General features: G+C 44.4%; 12 protein-coding genes and 2 pseudogenes. 8 read left to right on the forward strand and 6 right to left on the reverse strand.

Going from position 1 to position 19758, the window contains the following annotated elements; genetic code table 11:
* Positions 1-39 precede the first annotated feature (39 nt).
* Positions 40-1701: a DNA repair protein RecN gene (recN, locus tag L6475_RS05800; protein ID WP_237823492.1), complete on the forward strand. Its 1662-nt coding sequence runs from the start codon at positions 40-42 to the stop codon at positions 1699-1701.
* 73 nt (positions 1702-1774) lie between these two features.
* Here the strand turns inward: recN and L6475_RS05805 are convergent.
* Positions 1775-2197, reverse strand: a pseudogene (locus L6475_RS05805) (MgtC/SapB family protein); the annotation flags it as partial.
* A 329-nt stretch (positions 2198-2526) separates the two neighbouring features.
* On the opposite strand from L6475_RS05805, the gene L6475_RS05810 reads away from it, so the two are divergent.
* Genes L6475_RS05810 through L6475_RS05825 form a run of 4 tightly spaced genes read left to right on the forward strand, consistent with a single transcriptional unit; the run spans position 2527 to position 7620 of the window.
* Positions 2527-4026: a 2-isopropylmalate synthase gene (locus tag L6475_RS05810; protein WP_237824052.1), complete on the forward strand. Its 1500-nt coding sequence runs from the start codon at positions 2527-2529 to the stop codon at positions 4024-4026.
* A gap of 9 nt (positions 4027-4035) precedes the next feature.
* Positions 4036-5430: a 3-isopropylmalate dehydratase large subunit gene (leuC, locus tag L6475_RS05815; RefSeq protein ID WP_237823494.1), complete on the forward strand. Its 1395-nt coding sequence runs from the start codon at positions 4036-4038 to the stop codon at positions 5428-5430.
* A 12-nt stretch (positions 5431-5442) separates the two neighbouring features.
* Positions 5443-6030 carry a 3-isopropylmalate dehydratase small subunit gene (gene leuD / locus L6475_RS05820; RefSeq protein ID WP_237823496.1) on the forward strand — a complete coding sequence of 196 codons (588 nt, stop codon included), beginning with the start codon at positions 5443-5445 and terminating at the stop codon, positions 6028-6030.
* Between the two features lie 39 nt (positions 6031-6069).
* Positions 6070-7620 (forward strand): alpha-isopropylmalate synthase regulatory domain-containing protein, encoded by a 1551-nt coding sequence (locus tag L6475_RS05825; protein WP_237823498.1) that lies wholly within the window; start codon positions 6070-6072, stop codon positions 7618-7620.
* 94 nt (positions 7621-7714) lie between these two features.
* Here L6475_RS05825 and L6475_RS05830 read toward each other — a convergent pair whose 3' ends face one another.
* Together L6475_RS05830 and rlmD are read right to left on the reverse strand one after the other, a co-directional pair.
* On the reverse strand, positions 7715-9217 hold the full coding sequence (locus tag L6475_RS05830; protein WP_237823500.1) for a DUF4301 family protein: 1503 nt from the start codon (positions 9215-9217) through the stop codon (positions 7715-7717).
* Between the two features lie 67 nt (positions 9218-9284).
* On the reverse strand, positions 9285-10718 hold the full coding sequence (gene rlmD / locus L6475_RS05835; protein ID WP_237823502.1) for a 23S rRNA (uracil(1939)-C(5))-methyltransferase RlmD: 1434 nt from the start codon (positions 10716-10718) through the stop codon (positions 9285-9287).
* 194 nt (positions 10719-10912) lie between these two features.
* Between rlmD and ppdK the strand changes: the two genes are divergently transcribed.
* The 3 genes from ppdK to L6475_RS05850 all read left to right on the forward strand — a co-directional run bounded on the left by ppdK (position 10913) and on the right by L6475_RS05850 (position 16679).
* Positions 10913-13633, forward strand: a complete 2721-nt coding sequence (gene ppdK / locus L6475_RS05840) for a pyruvate, phosphate dikinase (RefSeq protein ID WP_237823504.1) — start codon at positions 10913-10915, stop codon at positions 13631-13633.
* A gap of 214 nt (positions 13634-13847) precedes the next feature.
* Entirely contained in the window at positions 13848-15137 is a 1290-nt protein-coding gene (locus tag L6475_RS05845) for a Fic family protein (protein WP_237823506.1), read from the forward strand.
* Positions 15138-15191: 54 nt separating this feature from the next.
* The gene (locus L6475_RS05850; protein WP_237823507.1) at positions 15192-16679 is read left to right on the forward strand and encodes a hypothetical protein; all 1488 of its coding nucleotides are present in this window, start codon (positions 15192-15194) and stop codon (positions 16677-16679) included.
* A 30-nt stretch (positions 16680-16709) separates the two neighbouring features.
* On the opposite strand, the pseudogene L6475_RS05855 reads toward L6475_RS05850, so the two are convergent.
* The 3 genes and pseudogenes from L6475_RS05855 to L6475_RS05865 form a co-directional block, all read right to left on the reverse strand.
* Positions 16710-16829, reverse strand: a pseudogene (locus L6475_RS05855) (nucleotidyl transferase AbiEii/AbiGii toxin family protein); the annotation flags it as partial.
* Positions 16830-16840: 11 nt separating this feature from the next.
* Positions 16841-17644 (reverse strand): type IV toxin-antitoxin system AbiEi family antitoxin, encoded by an 804-nt coding sequence (locus tag L6475_RS05860; RefSeq protein WP_237823510.1) that lies wholly within the window; start codon positions 17642-17644, stop codon positions 16841-16843.
* A 638-nt stretch (positions 17645-18282) separates the two neighbouring features.
* Positions 18283-19359, reverse strand: a complete 1077-nt coding sequence (locus L6475_RS05865; protein WP_237820660.1) for an IS110 family transposase — start codon at positions 19357-19359, stop codon at positions 18283-18285.
* Positions 19360-19758 lie beyond the last annotated feature (399 nt).

The raw sequence follows: 19758 nt of genomic DNA on the forward strand, positions 1-19758 counted from the left end.
TCAGTCAATATTGTTTAAAAACAGAACTGATAATAAAACATGCTGAAACATCTCTTTATAAAAAACTATACACTGATTGATGAACTTGATATTGAGTTTCGTGAAGGTTTTTCGGTGATTACTGGCGAAACGGGTGCAGGTAAAAGTATTATTTTGGGGGCTATCGGACTCCTTTTGGGGCAACGTGCTGAATCGAAGACTATTAAGCAGGGTGCGGAAAAATGTATCGTTGAAGCCCATTTTGACTTGTCACGATATGATTTAGCAGTTTTCTTTGAACAGAACGACATTGAGTTTGATGCTACTGATACAATCGTACGTCGTGAACTGACAGTAGCAGGCAAGAGCCGCGCTTTTATTAATGATACTCCTGTATCTCTCGTACAGATGAAGGAACTGGGCGAACAGCTTATCGATGTCCATTCACAACATCAGAATTTGTTGCTTGGTAAGCATGATTTCCAGCTTCAAGTAGTTGATATCATTGCCAATGATGAAAAGGAATTGTCGGCATATCAGCAGTCATTTCAAGCGTTTCGTGCCACTGAACAACAGTTAAAGGCCCTACAGGAAGAAATTGAACAGGGACAGAAGGAGGCGGATTTTCTTCAATTCCAATATGATGAACTCTCGTCTGCCCATCTCGTTGCCGACGAACAGGAGGAATTGGAAGCAAAGAGTGATACGATGACCCATGCGGAAGATATCAAACAAGCACTTTACGAGACCGATTCAGCCTTGTCGAATGATGATACAGGAGTGATTCAGGCTTTGCGTCGTTCGGCATCTTCGCTCAATAGCATCAAGAACGTGCTGGCTCCTGTGGCAGAATTGGCTGAGCGTGTGGAGAGTACTTATGTCGAACTGAAGGATGTGGCTGCTGAAGTAAGTGACTTGCTGGAGAATATCGATTTCGATCCTTCTGAGCTTGATGCCGTTAATCTGAGACTCGATAAAATCTATGAACTGCAGAAGAAGTATCATGTAGAGAGTGTTGTTGAACTTCTGACAATTCAGGACAATTTGCAGCAACGGTTGTCAAACATTGAGAATAGTGATGAGGCTGTGGCGGAACTGCAACAGAAACAGAATGTTTTGAAAGAAGAGTGTGCAAAGAAAGCAGATGCTCTGACTTTGAAGAGAGAAAAGGCTGCACGTGAGATAGAAAAGCAGATGTGTAAGCGTCTGGTTCCATTGGGAATGCCAAATGTGCGATTCCAAATAAGTGTTGAACGTGATGAGCTTTCCCGAAACGGACAGGATAAGGTGTCGTTCTTGTTTAGTGCCAATACCTCAACCGCACTTCAGTCGGTGGCACTGGTGGCCTCCGGTGGCGAGATAGCCCGTGTAATGCTATCGCTAAAGGCAATGGTCAGTGGTGCCGTAAAACTACCTACAATTATCTTTGATGAGATAGATACTGGTGTAAGTGGAAAGATTGCCGAGCAGATGGCACGTATCATGTACGAGATGGGAATGCAGAATCGTCAGGTGATCAGTATCACCCACCTGCCTCAAATCGCTGCTTTAGGTACTACGCACTATAAGGTGTATAAGGAAGAGACACCGCAAGGAACTACCAGTCATATGCAAATGCTTGACGAGAGCCAACGAGTTAGCGAACTGGCACAGATGCTGAGCGGCTCGAACATTACAGAGGCTGCTATGGAAAATGCACGGCAGCTGCTCGGTCAAAGGTAGAATAGAAGTGGGTGAACGGCTATTCCTGGTTCTGAGCCTCTGGCTCGTCTTCCTTATGAAGATTCTTGAAAACGTGATGGTGAAGGAAGTTCATAGCCTCCAAGCAAACCAAGACCATGAGTGTGGCTGAAGCAGCAAGCGTGTACATGCCAACACTGGCAGTCATACCGATGGCTGCGGTTACCCATAATCCTGCGGCAGTGGTGAGACCCTTTACCACGTTTTTCTGAAAAATAATTGTACCAGCACCGATGAAGCCAATTCCACTTACCACTTGAGCTGCCATTCGGGCCGGGTCACGCTGAATAATAACACCGGGCTGACCCGTAAAATTGTCAAAACCATGCATAGACAGTACCATAAAAAGGGCACTGCCCAAAGCTACAAGAAAGTGTGTACGGAATCCTGCTTCTTTCGAGCGATATTCTCGTTCAAAACCAATAGCACCGCCTAACATGGCTGCAATGAAGATACTTAAGATATATTCTCCTGTCATGAACTATAGTGTTAATAATCCTACTGTTGGGATTGGTAGATTGATATTGGATGGTTTGTCATTGCAAAGATACATCTTTTTTCTAAAAGAATAGGATATTTGTCAAAAAGAAGAGAGTCTTTAATAAAAAGAATATAGTACATAGTCCATTCTATAAAGAAACATAATTGAATTGATTTATATCAATGTAAAGCTTGAAATATTGAAATACTTACAGATTGTAACAGAATTAGTTAATTTTGTTTTAACTTTGCACTAAAATATATTATTTAGTTTAAATCTTTAAGGTAAAAAGGTTTTATAAATCATGTTATAAAAGATAATTGATGATGAACGACAGACTTTATATTTTCGACACTACACTGCGCGATGGCGAGCAGGTGCCGGGTTGTCAGTTGAATACCGTTGAGAAGATTCAAGTGGCAAAGACACTTGAGCAATTGGGGGTAGATGTTATTGAGGCAGGATTCCCCGTTTCGTCACCGGGCGATTTCAATAGTGTGATAGAGATATCTAAAGCAGTGACATGGCCCACCATTTGTGCGCTGACACGTGCCGTGGAACATGATATTGACGTGGCCGCACAAGCTCTTCAGTATGCTAAGCATAAGCGTATTCACACGGGAATTGGTACCAGTGACGAGCATATACAATACAAATTCAACTCCACACGAGAAGAAATAATTGAGCGTGCTGTTCGTGCTGTGAAGTATGCTAAGAAGTACGTAGAGGATGTAGAGTTCTATGCTGAAGATGCCGGACGTACCGATAATGAATATTTGGCGCGTGTTGTTGAGGCCGTCATCAAGGCCGGCGCCACAGTGGTAAACATTCCTGATACAACGGGTTATTGCCTGCCAGATGAGTATGGAGCAAAGATTAAGTATCTCATGGAACATGTTGAAGGGGTGGACAAGGCAATCATTTCTACTCACTGTCACAACGATTTGGGGATGGCGACAGCCAATACTCTGCAAGGTGTGCTCAACGGCGCTCGTCAGGTAGAGGTTACGATTAATGGTATTGGCGAACGTGCGGGTAACACTTCGTTGGAAGAGATTGCTATGATACTTAAGTGCCATAAGGGCATCAACATTGATACCAATATCAATACCCAAAAAATATATCCAATCAGTCGTATGGTAAGTAGTCTGATGAATATGCCTGTTCAGCCCAATAAGGCTATTGTTGGGCGTAATGCCTTTGCTCACAGTAGTGGTATTCATCAAGACGGCGTATTGAAAAATGTACATACCTACGAGATTATAGATCCAAAAGATGTGGGTATTGATGATAATTCAATTGTGCTGACAGCTCGTTCAGGTCGTGCGGCGTTGAAGTATCGCCTGCATGTGAACGGTGTGGAATTGTCGGAAGAAAAACTTGACAAGGTATATGAGCAGTTTCTGATATTGGCCGATCAGAAAAAAGAAGTGAACGATGGAGATGTACTGATGCTGGCTGGAGCCGATACAGCTTCAAATCAGGCAGTGAAACTCGACTTCCTGCAGGTTACTACAGGTAAGGGCGTGAAGAGTGTCGCTTCTATAGGTCTTGATATCAGTGGTCAGAAATTTGAAGCTGCCTCTTCAGGTAATGGTCCTGTAGATGCTGCTATCAAGGCGCTGAAGAAGATTATCCTGAAGACAATGACACTGAAAGAGTTTACTATACAGGCTATTTCAAAAGGCTCTGACGATGTGGGTAAGGTGCACATGCAAGTGGAGTATGATGGACAGATGTATTATGGCTTTGGTGCAAATACCGACATTGTGACGGCTTCTGTGGAGGCTTATATTGACTGTATCAATAAGTTTAAAAAAGAATAAACAACGGATATGAATACACTCTTTGATAAAATATGGGATAAGCATGTCGTGCAGACTGTTGCCGACGGGCCCACTCAGTTATATATTGACCGTCTTTATTGTCATGAGGTCACATCGCCTCAGGCTTTCGATGGCATGCGTAAACGTGGATTGAAGTGCTTCAGGCCTGACCGTATCTATTGTATGCCCGACCATAATACACCAACGCACGACCAGGATAAACCTATTGAGGATCCTGTTTCAAGAAAGCAGGTGGAAACCTTAGAGCGTAATGCGCGTGAGTTCGGACTTACCCATTACGGAATGATGTCGAAAGACAACGGTATCATTCATGTTGTAGGGCCTGAAAAAGGATTGTCTCTGCCTGGTATGACCATTGTATGCGGTGATTCTCATACATCTACTCATGGCGCAGTAGGAGCTGTTGCTTTCGGTATCGGCACCAGTGAGGTTGAAATGGTGATGGCTTCTCAGTGTATTCTTCAGCAAAAACCGAAGTCTATGCGCATTACCATCAATGGTAGATTGGCTAAGGGCGTTACACCCAAAGATGTGGCTCTCTACCTGATGGCTCAGCTTACTACAAGTGGCGCTACCGGCTATTTTGTTGAATACAGTGGCGATGTGGTTCGTGATATGTCGATGGAAGGCCGCCTCACATTATGCAATCTCTCCATTGAAATGGGAGCTCGTGGAGGTTTCATCGCTCCTGATGAGACTACGTTCGCCTACTTAAAAGGACGCGAGTTCTCACCTAAAGGCGAGGCTTGGGATGAGGCTGTGAAATATTGGAAGACACTTCGTTCTGATGATGATGCGGTGTTTGATAAAGAGCTGGTATTCAATGCGAAAGATATTGAACCAAGAATCACTTATGGAACCAATCCTGGTATGGGAATCGGTATCACAGAAAGTGTACCATCACTTGAGTCTGTTGACCAATCAGGTAGGGCAAGTTTCTTGAAATCGCTCGACTACATGGGCTTTATCCCTGGTGAGCAATTGCAGGGCAAGAAGATTGATTATGTTTTTCTCGGAGCTTGTACCAATGGTCGCATTGAAGACTTCCGTGCATTTGCCTCGATTGTAAAAGGTAGGAAAAAGGCTGATAGCGTGGTGGCATGGCTGGTTCCAGGTTCATGGGCAGTGGATAGCCAGATTCGGGAAGAAGGGCTTGACCGTGTTCTTGCTGAAGCTGGATTCGAAATCCGTCAGCCAGGATGCTCTGCCTGTCTGGCTATGAACGATGATAAAGTGCCAGCGGGAAAATATGCTGTATCAACAAGTAATCGTAATTTTGAGGGACGCCAAGGGCCGGGAGCCCGCACCTTGCTGTGCTCTCCATTGGTGGCAGCTGCAGCAGCAGTAACTGGCGTTATCACAGATCCAAGAGAATTAATGTAATAGGCATATAGTATGAAACAAAAATTCGATATCATTACCAGTTCGTGTGTTCCTCTTCCATTGGAGAATGTCGATACTGACCAGATAATTCCAGCACGTTTTCTGAAGGCTACCGATAAAGAAGGCTTTGGCGACAATCTGTTTCGTGACTGGAGGTATGACAAGGATGGGCAGCCTGTAAAAGATTTTGTGTTGAACGACCCTACGTATAGTGGGTGTATTCTTGTGGCCGGAAAGAATTTTGGTAGTGGCTCTTCGCGTGAGCATGCTGCTTGGGCTATTGCTGGTTACGGCTTTCGGGTGGTCATCAGTTCTTTTTTTGCCGATATTCATAAGCAGAACGAACTGAATAACTTTGTACTACCAGTTGTGGTCTCTGAGTCTTTCTTACAAGAATTGTTTGATTCAATTGCTCAGAATCCTAAAGCACAGGTTGAGGTTGATTTGCCGCGGCAAATGGTTACTAATAAGGCTACTGGACGTAAAGAGTATTTCGATATCAACGGCTATAAGAAGCATTGCTTGGTGAATGGTCTTGACGACATAGATTTTCTGGTGGATAGTCGCACAAAAATTGAGGAGTGGGAGAGAAATCTGTAATGTTTGGAAATTTTGCAACAAAAACAAAAGAGCAGACTAATGATGAAGACCAGGCATGAACAAGAATCTCGCTATATTGAGATTATGGACTCAACCTTGAGGGATGGCGAACAGACCAGTGGCGTTTCTTTCCTTCCTCATGAGAAACTGATGATTGCCCGTATGTTGCTTCGCGATCTGAATGTTGATCGTATTGAAGTGGCTTCGGCGCGTGTCAGTGAGGGCGAGAAGGAGGCAGTGAAGATGGTTTGTCGTTATGCCCGCCAGATAGATGCGTTGGAGAGGGTAGAGGTTCTAGGCTTTGTTGATGGGAATCAATCTGTGGATTGGATCTTTGAGGCGGGTGCAAGGACGATGAATCTGCTGGCAAAAGGCTCGTTGAAGCACTGTCGGGAGCAACTTGGAAAAACGCCAGAGGAGCATTTCGAAGACATCCGTCACGTTGTTGCCTATGCCCATAAAAAAGGAGTAAAAGTGAATATCTATCTTGAAGACTGGTCTGGCGGTATGAAAGAATCGCCTTCTTATGTCTATCAAATGATGGATACGCTAATCGATTTGCCCATTCAGCGTTTTATGCTCCCAGATACATTGGGAATTATGAATCCTCTTCAAGTGGTTGAATATTTCCGTAAGATGCATAAACGTTACCCTGATGTTCATTTTGATTTTCATGCCCATAATGATTATGACTTGGCTGTTTCGAATACGTTGGCTGCTGTTTTAAGTGGTGCTCGTGGCGTTCATGTAACGGTTAATGGTTTAGGTGAACGTTGTGGTAATGCACCATTGTCAAGCGTTCAGGTGATTTTGAAGGATCAATTCAATGCCCGCACTAGTATCGTAGAGGATAAGTTGAACGATATTAGCCGTCTGGTAGAAAGTTATAGTGGCATTGCCATTGCTCCCAATCAGCCTATCATTGGTGATAACGTGTTTACTCAGGTAGCTGGTGTACATGCTGATGGCGACAACAAAGGCGGATTGTATCATAATGCCTTGGTACCTGAACGCTTTGGACGTAAGCGTGAATATGCTATGGGTAAGACAAGTGGTCGTGCTAATATAGCCCGTAACCTAAAAGAACTTGGACTCGAACTTACTGCAGAACAGACTCAACGTGTCACGAAGCGTATTACCGAACTGGGAGATCGCAAAGAAGTTGTGACGCAAGAAGACCTCCCATTTATAGTTAGCGACGTTCTGAAACATGATGTTTCAGACGATAAAGTTAAACTTGTAAGTTACCAAGTTTCATTGGCTTACGGTTTAAAACCTCTAGCAAATGTAAAAGTAGAAATAGGAGGCTATCAGTATGAGTCTAACTCTTCGGGAGATGGTCAGTACGATGCTTTCGTGAAGGCAATGAGGAAGATTTATAAAGAGTACTTAGATCGTACATTCCCTTTGCTTGAGAACTACGCTGTAACTATTCCGCCTGGTGGACGAACGGATGCCTTGGTGCAGACAGTGATTACTTGGAGGCGTGATGATGGAAGCCTGATACGTACTCGCGGTTTGGATGCCGACCAGACCGAAGCTGCTATAAAGGCCACCATCAAGATGCTGAACATCATAGAAAAAGAGTAATCCTCATTTCAGGATTACTCTTTTTGGGTGCGGTTAATAGATGATTAAAAAAGTAATAGCGAGACTCTATTGGAGAAGTCTCGCTATAATTTTATTACTGATGCTGTTCGCGGAGCAGATCGTTTACGGTCTTTACAGGGTTGAATGTGCCAAGGGGTACTTCTACGAAGATGGTGGACCAATCGCTCATGGCTCCGTTCCAAAGACCAGGCAACTCCAGTGCTTTCAGTTCTTTGCCACTCTTTGATTTGCTTGAAATAAAACCTGTGGTCTTGTCAACAAAATCGGGCAGCTGGAAAGGCTGTCCTTTGTAGTCGCGTACAGCACAAACCAAATCAACGGGGTTGAAATGAGTACCTTGGGTGAACATCTTCATATATTCCTCGTTGGTGGTATCGATTTGTGAGCTTTCGAGAATCTGCAGGCTGACAGTGCCGTCCTGATTGTAGGTGAGGAAAGGACCGCCACCAGGTTCGCCAACGTTCTTTACCACACCACAGACACGCATCGGACGGTTCAGTTTGCGGCGCAAGTAGTCGGCATCCTCTTCCTGTCCTTTTGGATCTATGCACAAGCAATTCTTTACAAAAGCGGCTATTTCTTTCTGTTCTTCTTCGCTGGCACCTTTGTCCAGTAAATGCAGGTATTCGAATGCCTGCTTCTGCAGTGTGACAAGCAGACCGGCAATCACCTGCTTCCACTCTGTGGTCTCAGGCTTCAATCGGTCGGGCACCACATTGTCAATATTCTTGATAAAGATGACGTCTGCCTCGATTTCATTCAGGTTCTCAATGAGCGCACCGTGACCACCAGGACGGAACAGCAATGAACCGTCAGCCTCGCGGAAAGGCGTGTTGTCGGGATTGGCAGCAACAGTATCGGTAGAAGGCTTCTGCTCAGAGAATGAGATATCGTATTTTACACCGAATGCTTTAGCAAAACCGTCAGCCTTCTGTGCAACTTTTTGTTTGAAGTAGTCGAGATGCTCGTGCGAAACGGTGAAGTGAATATGAGCTTCGCCATTTGTGGCAGCATAGAGGGCGCCTTCAACAAGATGTTCCTCCATTGGTGTACGTGCACCTTCGGCATATTTATGGAAGAGAAGCATACCCTTTGGCAGTTGACCATAGTTCAGACCTTCTTTTTTAAGCATGTTGGCAGCAACAGCCTTGTATTGTCCGTTCGCTAAAAGATCCTTTATATTCTTACCTTCGTTCTTGAGGCAAACTTCGTTGAGTGCTTCATAGAAAGCGAATTTCTCTATCTCACTGAAGAATTTCTTTTCGAAATCGGTAGTGGGCTCGTCATAATCGGCATCAACAAAGGCAAACATATTCTTGAACATGCGGCTGGCAGCACCCGAGGCAGGTACAAATTTAACCACACGACGGCCTTCACCTTTCAAGTATTCCTGCCAGGCTGAAACATATTGCTTACGCTCTTCATCGGTTGGGGCTACGATGCCACGACCTACAGCTGCAGCGCCTTCAAGACGAAGAAAAGGAAAACCGGTTTTGAATTGATTGAGCTGGTTGTTGATTTGCTCTTCGCTAATGCCGCGTTGAGAAATCTGTTTTAAGTCTTGTTCTGAAAGCATAATTATGCGTTTATTTTTATTTGTAATTTAAGTTGTTGATACAATTTCTGTTTTTCAGCCTTCATGCTCAACGTTTCTCCAAAAGTACCACATTTTCTACGTGGGGAGTGTGGGGGAACATATCAACGGGCTGTACAGCTACGACGCGATACTGTTCGTCAAGGTCGTGTAAATCACGTGCCTGAGTGGCCGGGTTGCAACTTACATATACGATGCGTTGAGGAGCTGCTCTGAGAATCGTCTTCACTACGTCAGGATGCATTCCTGCTCGGGGAGGATCAGTAATGATAACATCAGGACGTCCGTGTTGAGCTATGAACTCATCGTTTAAGATATCCTTCATGTCTCCGGCGTAGAAAAGGGTGTTCTCGATGCCGTTTATCTGTGAATTGATTTTGGCGTCTTCGATGGCCTCTGGCACATACTCAATACCTATCACCTGCTTGGCTTTCTTTGCTACGAAGTTTGCAATGGTACCGGTTCCTGTGTAAAGGTCATAAACCATCTCGTTGCCGGTTAATCTGGCAAACTCGCGAGCTACGCTATACAGATGATAAGCCTGTTCTGTATTTGTCTGGTAGAACGACTTTGGACCAACCTTAAACTTCAAATCTTCCATGAGTTCGAAGATATGATCTGTACCTTTGAACACAAGAATTTCCTGATCGCCAATGGTGTCGTTGCACTTCTGGTTGTCCAAGTAGAGTAGGGAGGTAATCTGTGGGAATGTGTTGGCTACATGTTGAAGCAGGTCGAGTGCCTCTTTCTCGCCACCCGTCTCATCGTAGTGGAACTGAATAATCACCATCAATTCGCCGCTGGCGCTATTGCGGATAATGATATCACGAAGTAGCCCCACCTGCGCACGTAGATCGAAGAATGAAATATTATGCTCTATGGCGTAGTCGCGGATATCGTTACGAATCTGATTGTGAAGATCGTCCATCAACCAGCATTTTTCAATAGGAAGTATCTTGTCGAAGGCTCCCGTGATATGGAAGCCGATAGCGGGCACGTCTTTCAAACTCTGACTCTCGTCCTTAGGAAGTGCAGTGATTTCTTCTTTTGTCAGATAACGCTTGTTAGCACATCCGAAATCCAGTTTGTTACGATATTCCTGTGTTTTTACAGAACCGAGAATCGGATGAAATTCGGGCAACTCAATTTTTCCAATGCGGTGTAACTGGTCGTAAACCTGCTGTTGCTTGAATTTGAGTTGCTCGCTATATGGCAAGTTTTGCCATTTACAGCCTCCGCATACTCCAAAGTGCTTGCAGAAAGGAGTTTCGCGTACCTTACTATATTCTATAAAGCGTACAACTTCGCCCTCAGCAAAACTGTGCTTCTTGCGTCGAATCTGAATGTCGCATACATCACCAGGAACACAGAATGGTACAAATACCACAAGGTCGTTCCAATGGAACAAACACTTGCCTTCAGCTGCTATAGTCTCAATGGTGACACCTTCTAAAAGAGGTAATGGTTTCTTGTTTCTTGCCATTTAATAAGCGTTTTGTGTGCAAAATTACATAAATAATCTATTTTGCAAGCTAATAGTGCGGTTAAAAAAGTAAAATTGCAATATTCACATTACATTTTTCTATATTTTCTTTGGTGATATGCGGAAAAGGTATTAACTTTGCGGAACTAAGAATAAAATTTATCGTTAATCGTAAATAAAAAACCTAAAGATTTATGAGTCAAAAGAGAGTTTACCTCTTCGGCAATGGTAAAGCCGAGGGTAATGCAAAAATGCGTGAGGAACTCGGCGGAAAAGGCGCTAACCTAGCTGAGATGAACCACATTGGTGTTCCTGTTCCTCCAGGTTTTACAATCACAACAGACTGCTGCAATGAGTACTACAAAGTAGGTCAAGAAAAAATCGTAGAGTTACTGAACAATGATGTAATGGCAGCCGTTAAGCATATTGAAAGCTTGATGAACTGCAAGTTTGGTGATGCTAAGAACCCCTTGTTGGTTTCTGTTCGTTCAGGTGCCCGCGCTTCAATGCCAGGTATGATGGATACTATCCTGAACCTGGGTCTGAACGATGAAGTGGCTGAGGGTATGGCAGCTAAGACTAACAATCCCCACTTCGTTTACGACTCTTACCGTCGTTTCGTACAGATGTACGGTGACGTTGTGTTGGAGATGAAACCCGTAAACAAGACCGATATCGATCCCTTCGAAGAAATTATTGAAAAGGTTAAGGCTGAGCGTGGCGTTAAACTGGATAAGGACTTGAGCGTTGATGAACTGAAGAAGCTGGTTAAGCTGTTCAAGGCTGCCATCAAGGAGCGCACTGGTAAAGACTTCCCCAACGATCCTATAGAGCAGTTGTGGGGCGCTATCTGCGCTGTGTTCCGTTCTTGGATGAACGAGCGCGCTATTCTCTATCGTAAGATGGAAGGAATTCCCGACGAGTGGGGTACAGCTGTATCAGTAATGGCTATGGTATTCGGTAATATGGGTGATACCTCTGCTACTGGTGTATGCTTCAGCCGTGACGCTGCTAACGGTGAGAACCTGTTCAACGGTGAGTATCTGGTGAACGCTCAGGGTGAGGACGTGGTAGCTGGTATCCGCACACCACAGCAGATTACTAAGATTGGTTCTCAGCGTTGGGCTGAGCGTGCTGGCATTTCTGAGGCTGAGCGCGTAGCTAAGTATCCTTCTATGGAGGAGGCTATGCCTGAAATCTATGCTGAACTGAATAGCATCCAGGACAAGCTGGAACACCACTATCATGATATGCAGGATATGGAGTTCACCGTACAGGAGGGCAAACTGTGGTTCCTCCAGACACGTAACGGTAAGCGCACAGGTGCTGCTATGGTGAAGATTGCTATCGACCTGCTCCACGAGGGTATGATTGATGAGAAGACTGCCATCATGCGCTGCGAGCCTCAGAAGCTTGACGAGTTGTTGCACCCCGTATTCGATAAGAAGGCTTTGGCTGCTGCTAAGGTGATTGCTCAGGGCTTGCCTGCTTCTCCAGGTGCTGCTTGTGGTCAGATCGTATTCCACGCTGACGATGCTGAGGCTTGGCACAATGATGGTCACAAAGTTGTGCTCGTTCGTATTGAGACTTCTCCTGAGGACTTGGCTGGTATGGCATCTGCCGAGGGTATCCTGACTGCACGTGGTGGTATGACCTCTCACGCTGCAGTTGTGGCTCGTGGTATGGGTAAGTGCTGCGTTTCTGGCGTAGGTTCTTTGAATGTAAGCTATAAAGACAAGACTGTTGAGATTGACGGCGTTGTATATAAAGAAGGTGACTACATCTCTCTGAATGGTACCACAGGTCAGGTTTATGCTGGCGAGGTGCCCACAAAGGCTGCTGAGCTCTCTGGCGATTTCAAGGAGTTGATGGACCTCTGCGACAAGTACACCAAGCTGCAGGTTCGCACCAATGCTGATACACCTCGTGACGCTCAGCTCGCTCGTGAGTTTGGTGCTAAGGGTATCGGTTTGACTCGTACCGAGCACATGTTCTTCGAGGATAAGAAGATTATCGCTATGCGTGAGATGATTCTTGCCGATAGCGTTGCCGGACGTGAGAAGGCTTTGGCTAAGTTGCTGCCATATCAGAAGGCTGACTTCAAGGGCATCCTCGAGGCTATGGATGGTCTGCCCGTAAACATTCGCTTGCTCGATCCTCCCTTGCACGAGTTCGTTCCCCACGATTTGGCTGGTCAGGAGACCATGGCTAAGGAGATGGGTGTCAGCGTAGAGGATATCAAGCGTCGTGTTGATTCTCTGGCTGAGAACAACCCCATGCTGGGTCATCGTGGTTGCCGTCTGGGTATCACCTTCCCTGAGATTACCGCTATGCAGACTAAGGCTATCCTGGGTGCTGCCTGTGAGCTGAAGAAGGAGGGCAAGAATCCTATGCCAGAGATTATGGTTCCTCTGATTGGTACACTTTATGAGCTGAAGCAGCAGAAGGAAGTTATCCAGGCCGCTGCTAAGGAAGTATTTGCCGCTGAAGGTATCGAGGTTGAGTTTGAGATTGGTACAATGATTGAGATTCCTCGTGCCGCTCTGACTGCCGACCGTATTGCTACCGAGGCTCAGTACTTCTCATTCGGTACTAACGACCTGACTCAGATGACCTTCGGTTATAGTCGTGACGATATCGCTTCGTTCTTGCCTGTCTATCTGGAGAAGAAGATTCTGAAGGTTGACCCGTTCCAGGTGCTCGACCAGAAGGGTGTAGGCAAGCTCATCAAGTATGCCGTGAAGAGTGGTCGCGAGGTACGTCCCGACCTCCGCTGCGGTATCTGTGGTGAGCATGGTGGTGAGCCCAGCTCAGTGAAGTTCTGCGCTAAGATTGGCATGAACTACGCATCTTGCTCTCCATTCCGCGTGCCCATCGCCCGCCTCGCCGCCGCGCAGGCTGCCGTGGAAGAGTAATTTTCACTCATACAATAATGAGAGTGACCTGTCCGTTTGGGCAGGTCATTTTTTATGCTCTTATGAGCCTCATTTGACGATTATTAGCTAAAAGTGTCGCAAAATATGCGGTAATTTGCAGATTTGTTTGGCTATTCGACATTAATTCAGTATCTTTGTCGCAGAATTTGCGACGTTATTCGCAGTGTTATGTCGCACAAAGTTCAAAAGCGTTATGTATATACACGAAAGAGAAAATTGGACGGACTTCCGTTGGGACACGTCCCAAGTGTCACTCCTTCAGGAGATAGTATTCCGTAAGCAGGGCTTGCTTTATGGCAGGTTGAGTTCACTGGGATTTGACAGCAAACTCCGTGCGATGGCAGAAAACCTGACCTATGACGTGGTGTATTCTTCGGAGATTGAAGGTATACGTCTGAACGTGGACCAGGTTCGTTCTTCCATTGCCCGGAAACTTGGGATTGAGAACGTGAAATACACGGCGCCATCGCATTACGTCGATTCTGTTGTTGGCGTAATGCTTGAAGCGGTACAACACTATGACATGACTCTCAGCAAAGAGAAACTGTGTGCGTGGCAAGCTGCATTTTTTCCTTCAGGCTATAGTGAAGGTAGCCAGATAGAAATAGGTCAGTACCGCACAAACGAGGAGCATATTGTTAGCGGAATGTTTGGGCGCGAGAAAATCCACTATATTGCTCCTTCTCCAGACCGTGTTGAAGAGGAGATGGTAAAGTTCCTTACATGGTTTGATGGTGAGGAGCCGGTGAATAGTGTCATCCGATCTGCCATTGCCCATTTCTGGTTTGTGAGCATTCATCCCTTCGAGGATGGCAATGGCCGGTTGGCCCGCATCCTTTCCGACATGCTGCTGGCTCGTGGAGAAAAGAGTGAATTCCGTTTCTATAATGTCTCTTCACAGATTAACAAGGACAAGAATCACTACTATGATATTCTGGAGCGGATGCAGCATGGCGATGGTGATATAACGGAGTGGTTGGTATGGTACATGCAGAAATTGGTTGATGCACTTGACGAGGCAGACACCATCGTCACCACCATCTTGAACAAGAGCTTCTTCTGGCAGAAGGCATCGGCAGTACCAATGACCGAACGTCAGACCCAGATGCTCAATCTCTTTCTTGACGGCTATGAGGCAAAGATAACGTCAAAGACATGGGCAACATTGGCAAAGTGCTCGAAGGACACGGCAATACGCGACATACAGGATCTTGTTGACAAGAACATCCTGATAGAGGACATTCCAGGAGCCAAGCGCCCCAGTTACTCCATTGTTTATGATGCAGAGGACCTGACACAATTCTTCACTGAGGTAAACATTACTGAGGAGAATGGCATTCAATATCTCAAAGCAATGTTCAAAGGAAAGAAACCAATTTGCGAAAGAGTTCTGAAACTTGATGCTGACAGATACCAGAAAGGTGATTTACCATTGTCCAATTTGCTCAGTAAATACTGTTCGTATATCGTTGCGGGCAATTGAGAATAAAAAAAACAGATATATCGAATTTAGAGACTAATTATTGTCAAACACGATATGACAAATACATCATTACAAATAGGAGATGTGTATGCTCTCCAAGAAAAAGAGATAGGGAAGTGGTTTGCATTTCAGATTGTGCAAATAGGTGAGGAGAATGCAGTTTATATTGACTTAGATTATTGGAGTGAGATGATTCCTGAGGAAAATGATCTCAATAAGATGTCTTATCTTCGGTTGAATCACCATTTGTGGAATAACGAAACCAAACAATGCTGGGCACCCATCAAGTTTTTCCCCTCTCATGCTAAGAAGGTGGGGAACATGCCCATAAGACCATTTGAAGAATGTAAAAGTTTTGGCAACTGGCCTAACGGTAGCCAACAGAAATGGACTGAAAAATGGAAAAAACTACCTAAAGATCAGGTCTTGGCTTTCAAAGAAGCACACACAAAATGGAATGAAACCATTATCGTTGCTGGCAAAGAAGTGAAAAAGAATCTTTATGGTCTCTTTGACGATACGCTCAGTGCTGTCAAGGATTACTCTGAATTTGACAAACTCCCAGGATTGGGAAGAATCACCACAACTAAGGATAATCCACAACTGATTCCTTTTTTAGAACGTCGATTCCTTATCCGGGAGTTAGTATGGGATAATTGCCAACGTCGAGAGTTAGACCTTAGCCGTACTCATCTCGAAGAGGTGGAAATCAGCGGCGAAGATATTGAGGTCATTATATTGCCTTCAAGCATCAGCAACCTAACACTAAGAGGGAAATTGTCACCTAATCTTTGTATCCATTCTCCTAATGATGGTTATTCTATGGTTCTTCGGGTGGAGTTGCATGATGATTTCCTTCCGGATGTGGGCTTAAGCAGGTTGACCAACTTACGTCTCACAAGTATCCAAGATTTTAATTTGAAGGATATTCCTGCGCGATACCCTGGCCTTACGTGGTTAGGGTTGGCAGGAAAACCAGGTTATATCCGTGAAGTGTCTGAGATTTCGAATTTTCGCGAATTGGAAACACTGACAATGGATGATTTATTTGGATTCTCTGCTGATGATTTTCCTCATCCAGGAAGCCTTCCAGAATTGAGACACCTATGGATTGAAAGTGTCCCAGCTGAAGCTGGAAAGATAATAAAGAAGTTGTATAAAGGAAATATTCAAGACTTGCAAGTCTTGAAACTGCGTTCTGTCGAATGGCTTCATGAGAATTTGAACAATCCACTGCGTAATTGGGATGGAAGCGAGCTCGTGCCCAAGTCAAAATATAACAAATCAGTTGCACTATGGAAAGAAACCCGTCGCCGGATGATGGAAGAGGCGAGTCATGCGGAGTTGGATTTCTCTGCTGTCAAGTGTATAGCCATTGACTATGCTGAAGGGTTCAATAAACTTGACCGTCGGTCTTCATTTATAGAGACAGAAGAACGCGAAGACATTTTCAATGCTTTTGAACAGATACTTAATGAAACAGGCCTGTCTGAATTCAAAGAAGAAATAATACAGCTCATTGACGAAAAGAGAAGTTGGTAACCCAATATGATTTATCTAAGAAAGTGGAAATAGACGTATTTGTATCGTTGGCGGTATTTCCGACTCCATACGGAAAAGCATAGTGTTATTATATCGTTTCTGCTTAGTAACTCTATCTGGCAACCAGTCAAGAACTTCCCCTAATCGATAGTTCTTGTTAATCATAAATCATCTTTTTCAATTTGAACGTTTATATTTATCTTCCATCGACTATTTCTTTCAGAAGTATTATCTTCTGCCGATGTACTTAAAGGCATATACATGAGAGAACCTGGTAAGTTTCGTATTTGTTCATACAATTCATCTGCCAGTTCGTTTTCTTCTACTACATGTTCAAGTATGTACCCAAGCCGCTGCCAAGTCACTTTTTTTACAAAGGAAGCAAGCGAAGCAAACTGGCTCTTAATGTTAATCTGTTCTGACAACTCTTCAAGTATCGTTGCTACGCGAGACAATCCTCCTACGTGCTGTTGATATTGTACAAGGTCGGCAGCAGTCAAGAGAGGATTGGAAATACGAATGGTACCAGTTTCTGTGTTTTTTGTTATGAGAGCATCCTCTGGTAGTCCCTCGCGATAGAACCAGTCGATGATAACATTCCGCGTTGAAACGACCCGACGCTTTGGGAATGTGGTCATCACAGAGAATTGCTGGGGACGCTGATGAGCGGCACCGAGCAATTCAGCAGCACTGAGCATACATACATAGTAGGGCTTGCTGAGATAAGCCATCAACTGGTCAATATAATAGGTAGCAGGAACGGAACCACGTAAAACATATTGAACAGGGATGATAACATAGAAGCCACGATACACACTGGCTATGGTCTTGTTGGAACAGAGTCTGTATAGTTCGTTCTGAAGAATTTGCTCTGAAGAGTACATTCCTGTCTCTCTCACGTCCTCAATAGAAAACGTGGGAAATCCATGAATAGCTCTATCCTTAATCCACTTTTGTAATGTCATAATGAATGATTTTGGTGCAAATGTAATAACAAATTCATTAAAAACGTGCAAACAATTCAAAAAAAAAGTCATTTCATTTTATGCTATTTTAATTAAGAACGGTAGTTTTCGAGGGCTGAACTATCATTTTTGATGTCCTAAGTAATGCATCCTCAGTTTATTCCGCAGTTAAAAGAGATGTGTTTTCAGAAGGGGAGGGAACATGAGATGGCACATTCTCAGTAAAAAGAAAAGTTACTTTACCTTATTATACATAAGAACATCTAAACTTAAACCTAAACTTACACCGCAAAAATCCATCCGTTTTTCTTCTATGTTGCATTCCAAATAATTGGAAAATATTTATTGTTTATTAACTGTTTGTTATCAATCGCTTGCGCGAAATGCATTAGTACGATGACTTTTGAAGAAGCCGTAACTATCACCCCAACGCTTACGTTGGGTACAGAATGACTACCGACAACAGACCTACCAGACAAACTTCTATGAGATGAAACGGCAAAGCAAGACCGCCCAATCAATTTACTTCTTCAGAATATATAGTAAGACGCAACAATCTTTTAAAAGAGGATGTAGTCAAAGCTACACCTCAGAAAAACGCAGGAGTCGTCTTGTGAAGTTGTCTGATAATCTGTATGTCAATTACCCGTTTGGTATGGTACATATTCCTTTTCATTCTTCAGGACGGAAAAGATGATGTTGGAAAGCTTACGTGCTATCCTCACTATCGCCTCCTGTGGCTCCATCCTCTGTTTGTACTGGAAATATTGCGTTCCAAGTCCCGCATCCTTGCCGATGGTAATCCATGCAGCCTCGATAATCATGGGGCCAAGTTGCTTGTTCCCCCTGAAAGTCTTCTCGCCATGCACGGTCTTCTCACCACTGCTGTGGCTTGTAGGGATCAGTCCAAGGTAGGCGGCAAACTCTTTCTCGTTGTGGAAACGTTTCACGTCACAGACCTCTGTCAGGATGCACATCGTGACTATGATGCCGATTCCGGGGATTGTCCTGAGCAGGTCATGCCTGTGCTTGTATCGTTCTGTCTGGCTCATCTTGCGCAATTGGCGAGTAGCCTCCAGCAATGTTCCTCTAAGGACCTCTACCTGCCTGATGAGCAGGTCAAGCGAAGCTCGTGTATCTGACATCAGCCGCACATCGTTCATCAGCCAGGTGATAAAAGCCCTTGACCAGTGCGTCTGCTTCCTGGAGAATCGTTCAGGGAATTCTACTCCATGACAATGCAGCAGGTGCTTGACTCTCGACTTGTATCCGCTGAGCTGCTTCTGTATTGTCTTGCGTATGCGGACAACAGAGCGATCGTCAATGTACTGCTTCTCTGGAACATAGTTGCCCTTGAGCAGACCTGCCTTCAGAGATCTCGCCAGTTTTACGGCATCCACCCTGTCTGTCTTCATCACCTCTTCATACTGAGTCGTCGGAACATCAGCTGCATGAATCACCATACAGCCAATACCGACTTCCTTCAATGCATAATAAGTGGAGTATCCACTGAAGCCAGACTCATAGACAGCCTGATAATCACCATCCGGGTAATTCTTCTTCAAAAAGTCAAAGAGCTCTTTTGCTGAAGGCTTCTGGGAATGCCTCTTTACAATTCCTACTTCGGGGGCTATTGCCACCTCCCAATTTTTAGCATGGACATCAATTCCTACGAAAATCTTTTGTCCTTTGAAAGATATTTTGTTCCTTTGCATACTGGTACGGTATTTAATTGTGAAAGTATCTTGTTTTTTGCACTTACAAAAATACAATCCAATTATTATCGTACCAAATTTTCTGCCTCTTTTTTCCTCGCGAAGCCTCTTTTCACGCAACGTGAGATGTAGAGGTCCTCGAAGCGTAGCGAAGAGGTTCTCTGCACCTCACGGTGCGGAATATTTCACTGCCTAAGGACTATCCCCTATCGGCTTATTGGTGTTTCCGACTGCAAACATAGTAACTTTTAATTGAATCCAATAATGGCAAGATGAGATGTCAGTTCGTCTATATATGTTAAAAAAAACAAACATATTCTGCAAGAAAAACGTGCAGAATGAACGTAAAGTCAGAAGAAATCACTAACTTTGCAAACAAAGTTTGCAGAATGTGCTTTA

Origin of the sequence: Prevotella sp. E9-3 (assembly GCF_022024015.1) — a bacterium.
Classification (GTDB): domain Bacteria; phylum Bacteroidota; class Bacteroidia; order Bacteroidales; family Bacteroidaceae; genus Prevotella.

Coding starts and splice junctions, on each gene's coding strand:
- recN (WP_237823492.1), top strand. CDS start 40: ATGCTGAAACATCTCTTTATAAAAAACTATACACTGATTGATGAACTT.
- L6475_RS05810 (WP_237824052.1), top strand. CDS start 2,527: ATGAACGACAGACTTTATATTTTCGACACTACACTGCGCGATGGCGAG.
- leuC (WP_237823494.1), top strand. CDS start 4,036: ATGAATACACTCTTTGATAAAATATGGGATAAGCATGTCGTGCAGACT.
- leuD (WP_237823496.1), top strand. CDS start 5,443: ATGAAACAAAAATTCGATATCATTACCAGTTCGTGTGTTCCTCTTCCA.
- L6475_RS05825 (WP_237823498.1), top strand. CDS start 6,070: ATGATGAAGACCAGGCATGAACAAGAATCTCGCTATATTGAGATTATG.
- L6475_RS05830 (WP_237823500.1), bottom strand. CDS start 9,217: ATGCTTTCAGAACAAGACTTAAAACAGATTTCTCAACGCGGCATTAGC.
- rlmD (WP_237823502.1), bottom strand. CDS start 10,718: ATGGCAAGAAACAAGAAACCATTACCTCTTTTAGAAGGTGTCACCATT.
- ppdK (WP_237823504.1), top strand. CDS start 10,913: ATGAGTCAAAAGAGAGTTTACCTCTTCGGCAATGGTAAAGCCGAGGGT.
- L6475_RS05845 (WP_237823506.1), top strand. CDS start 13,848: ATGTATATACACGAAAGAGAAAATTGGACGGACTTCCGTTGGGACACG.
- L6475_RS05850 (WP_237823507.1), top strand. CDS start 15,192: ATGACAAATACATCATTACAAATAGGAGATGTGTATGCTCTCCAAGAA.
- L6475_RS05860 (WP_237823510.1), bottom strand. CDS start 17,644: ATGACATTACAAAAGTGGATTAAGGATAGAGCTATTCATGGATTTCCC.
- L6475_RS05865 (WP_237820660.1), bottom strand. CDS start 19,359: ATGCAAAGGAACAAAATATCTTTCAAAGGACAAAAGATTTTCGTAGGA.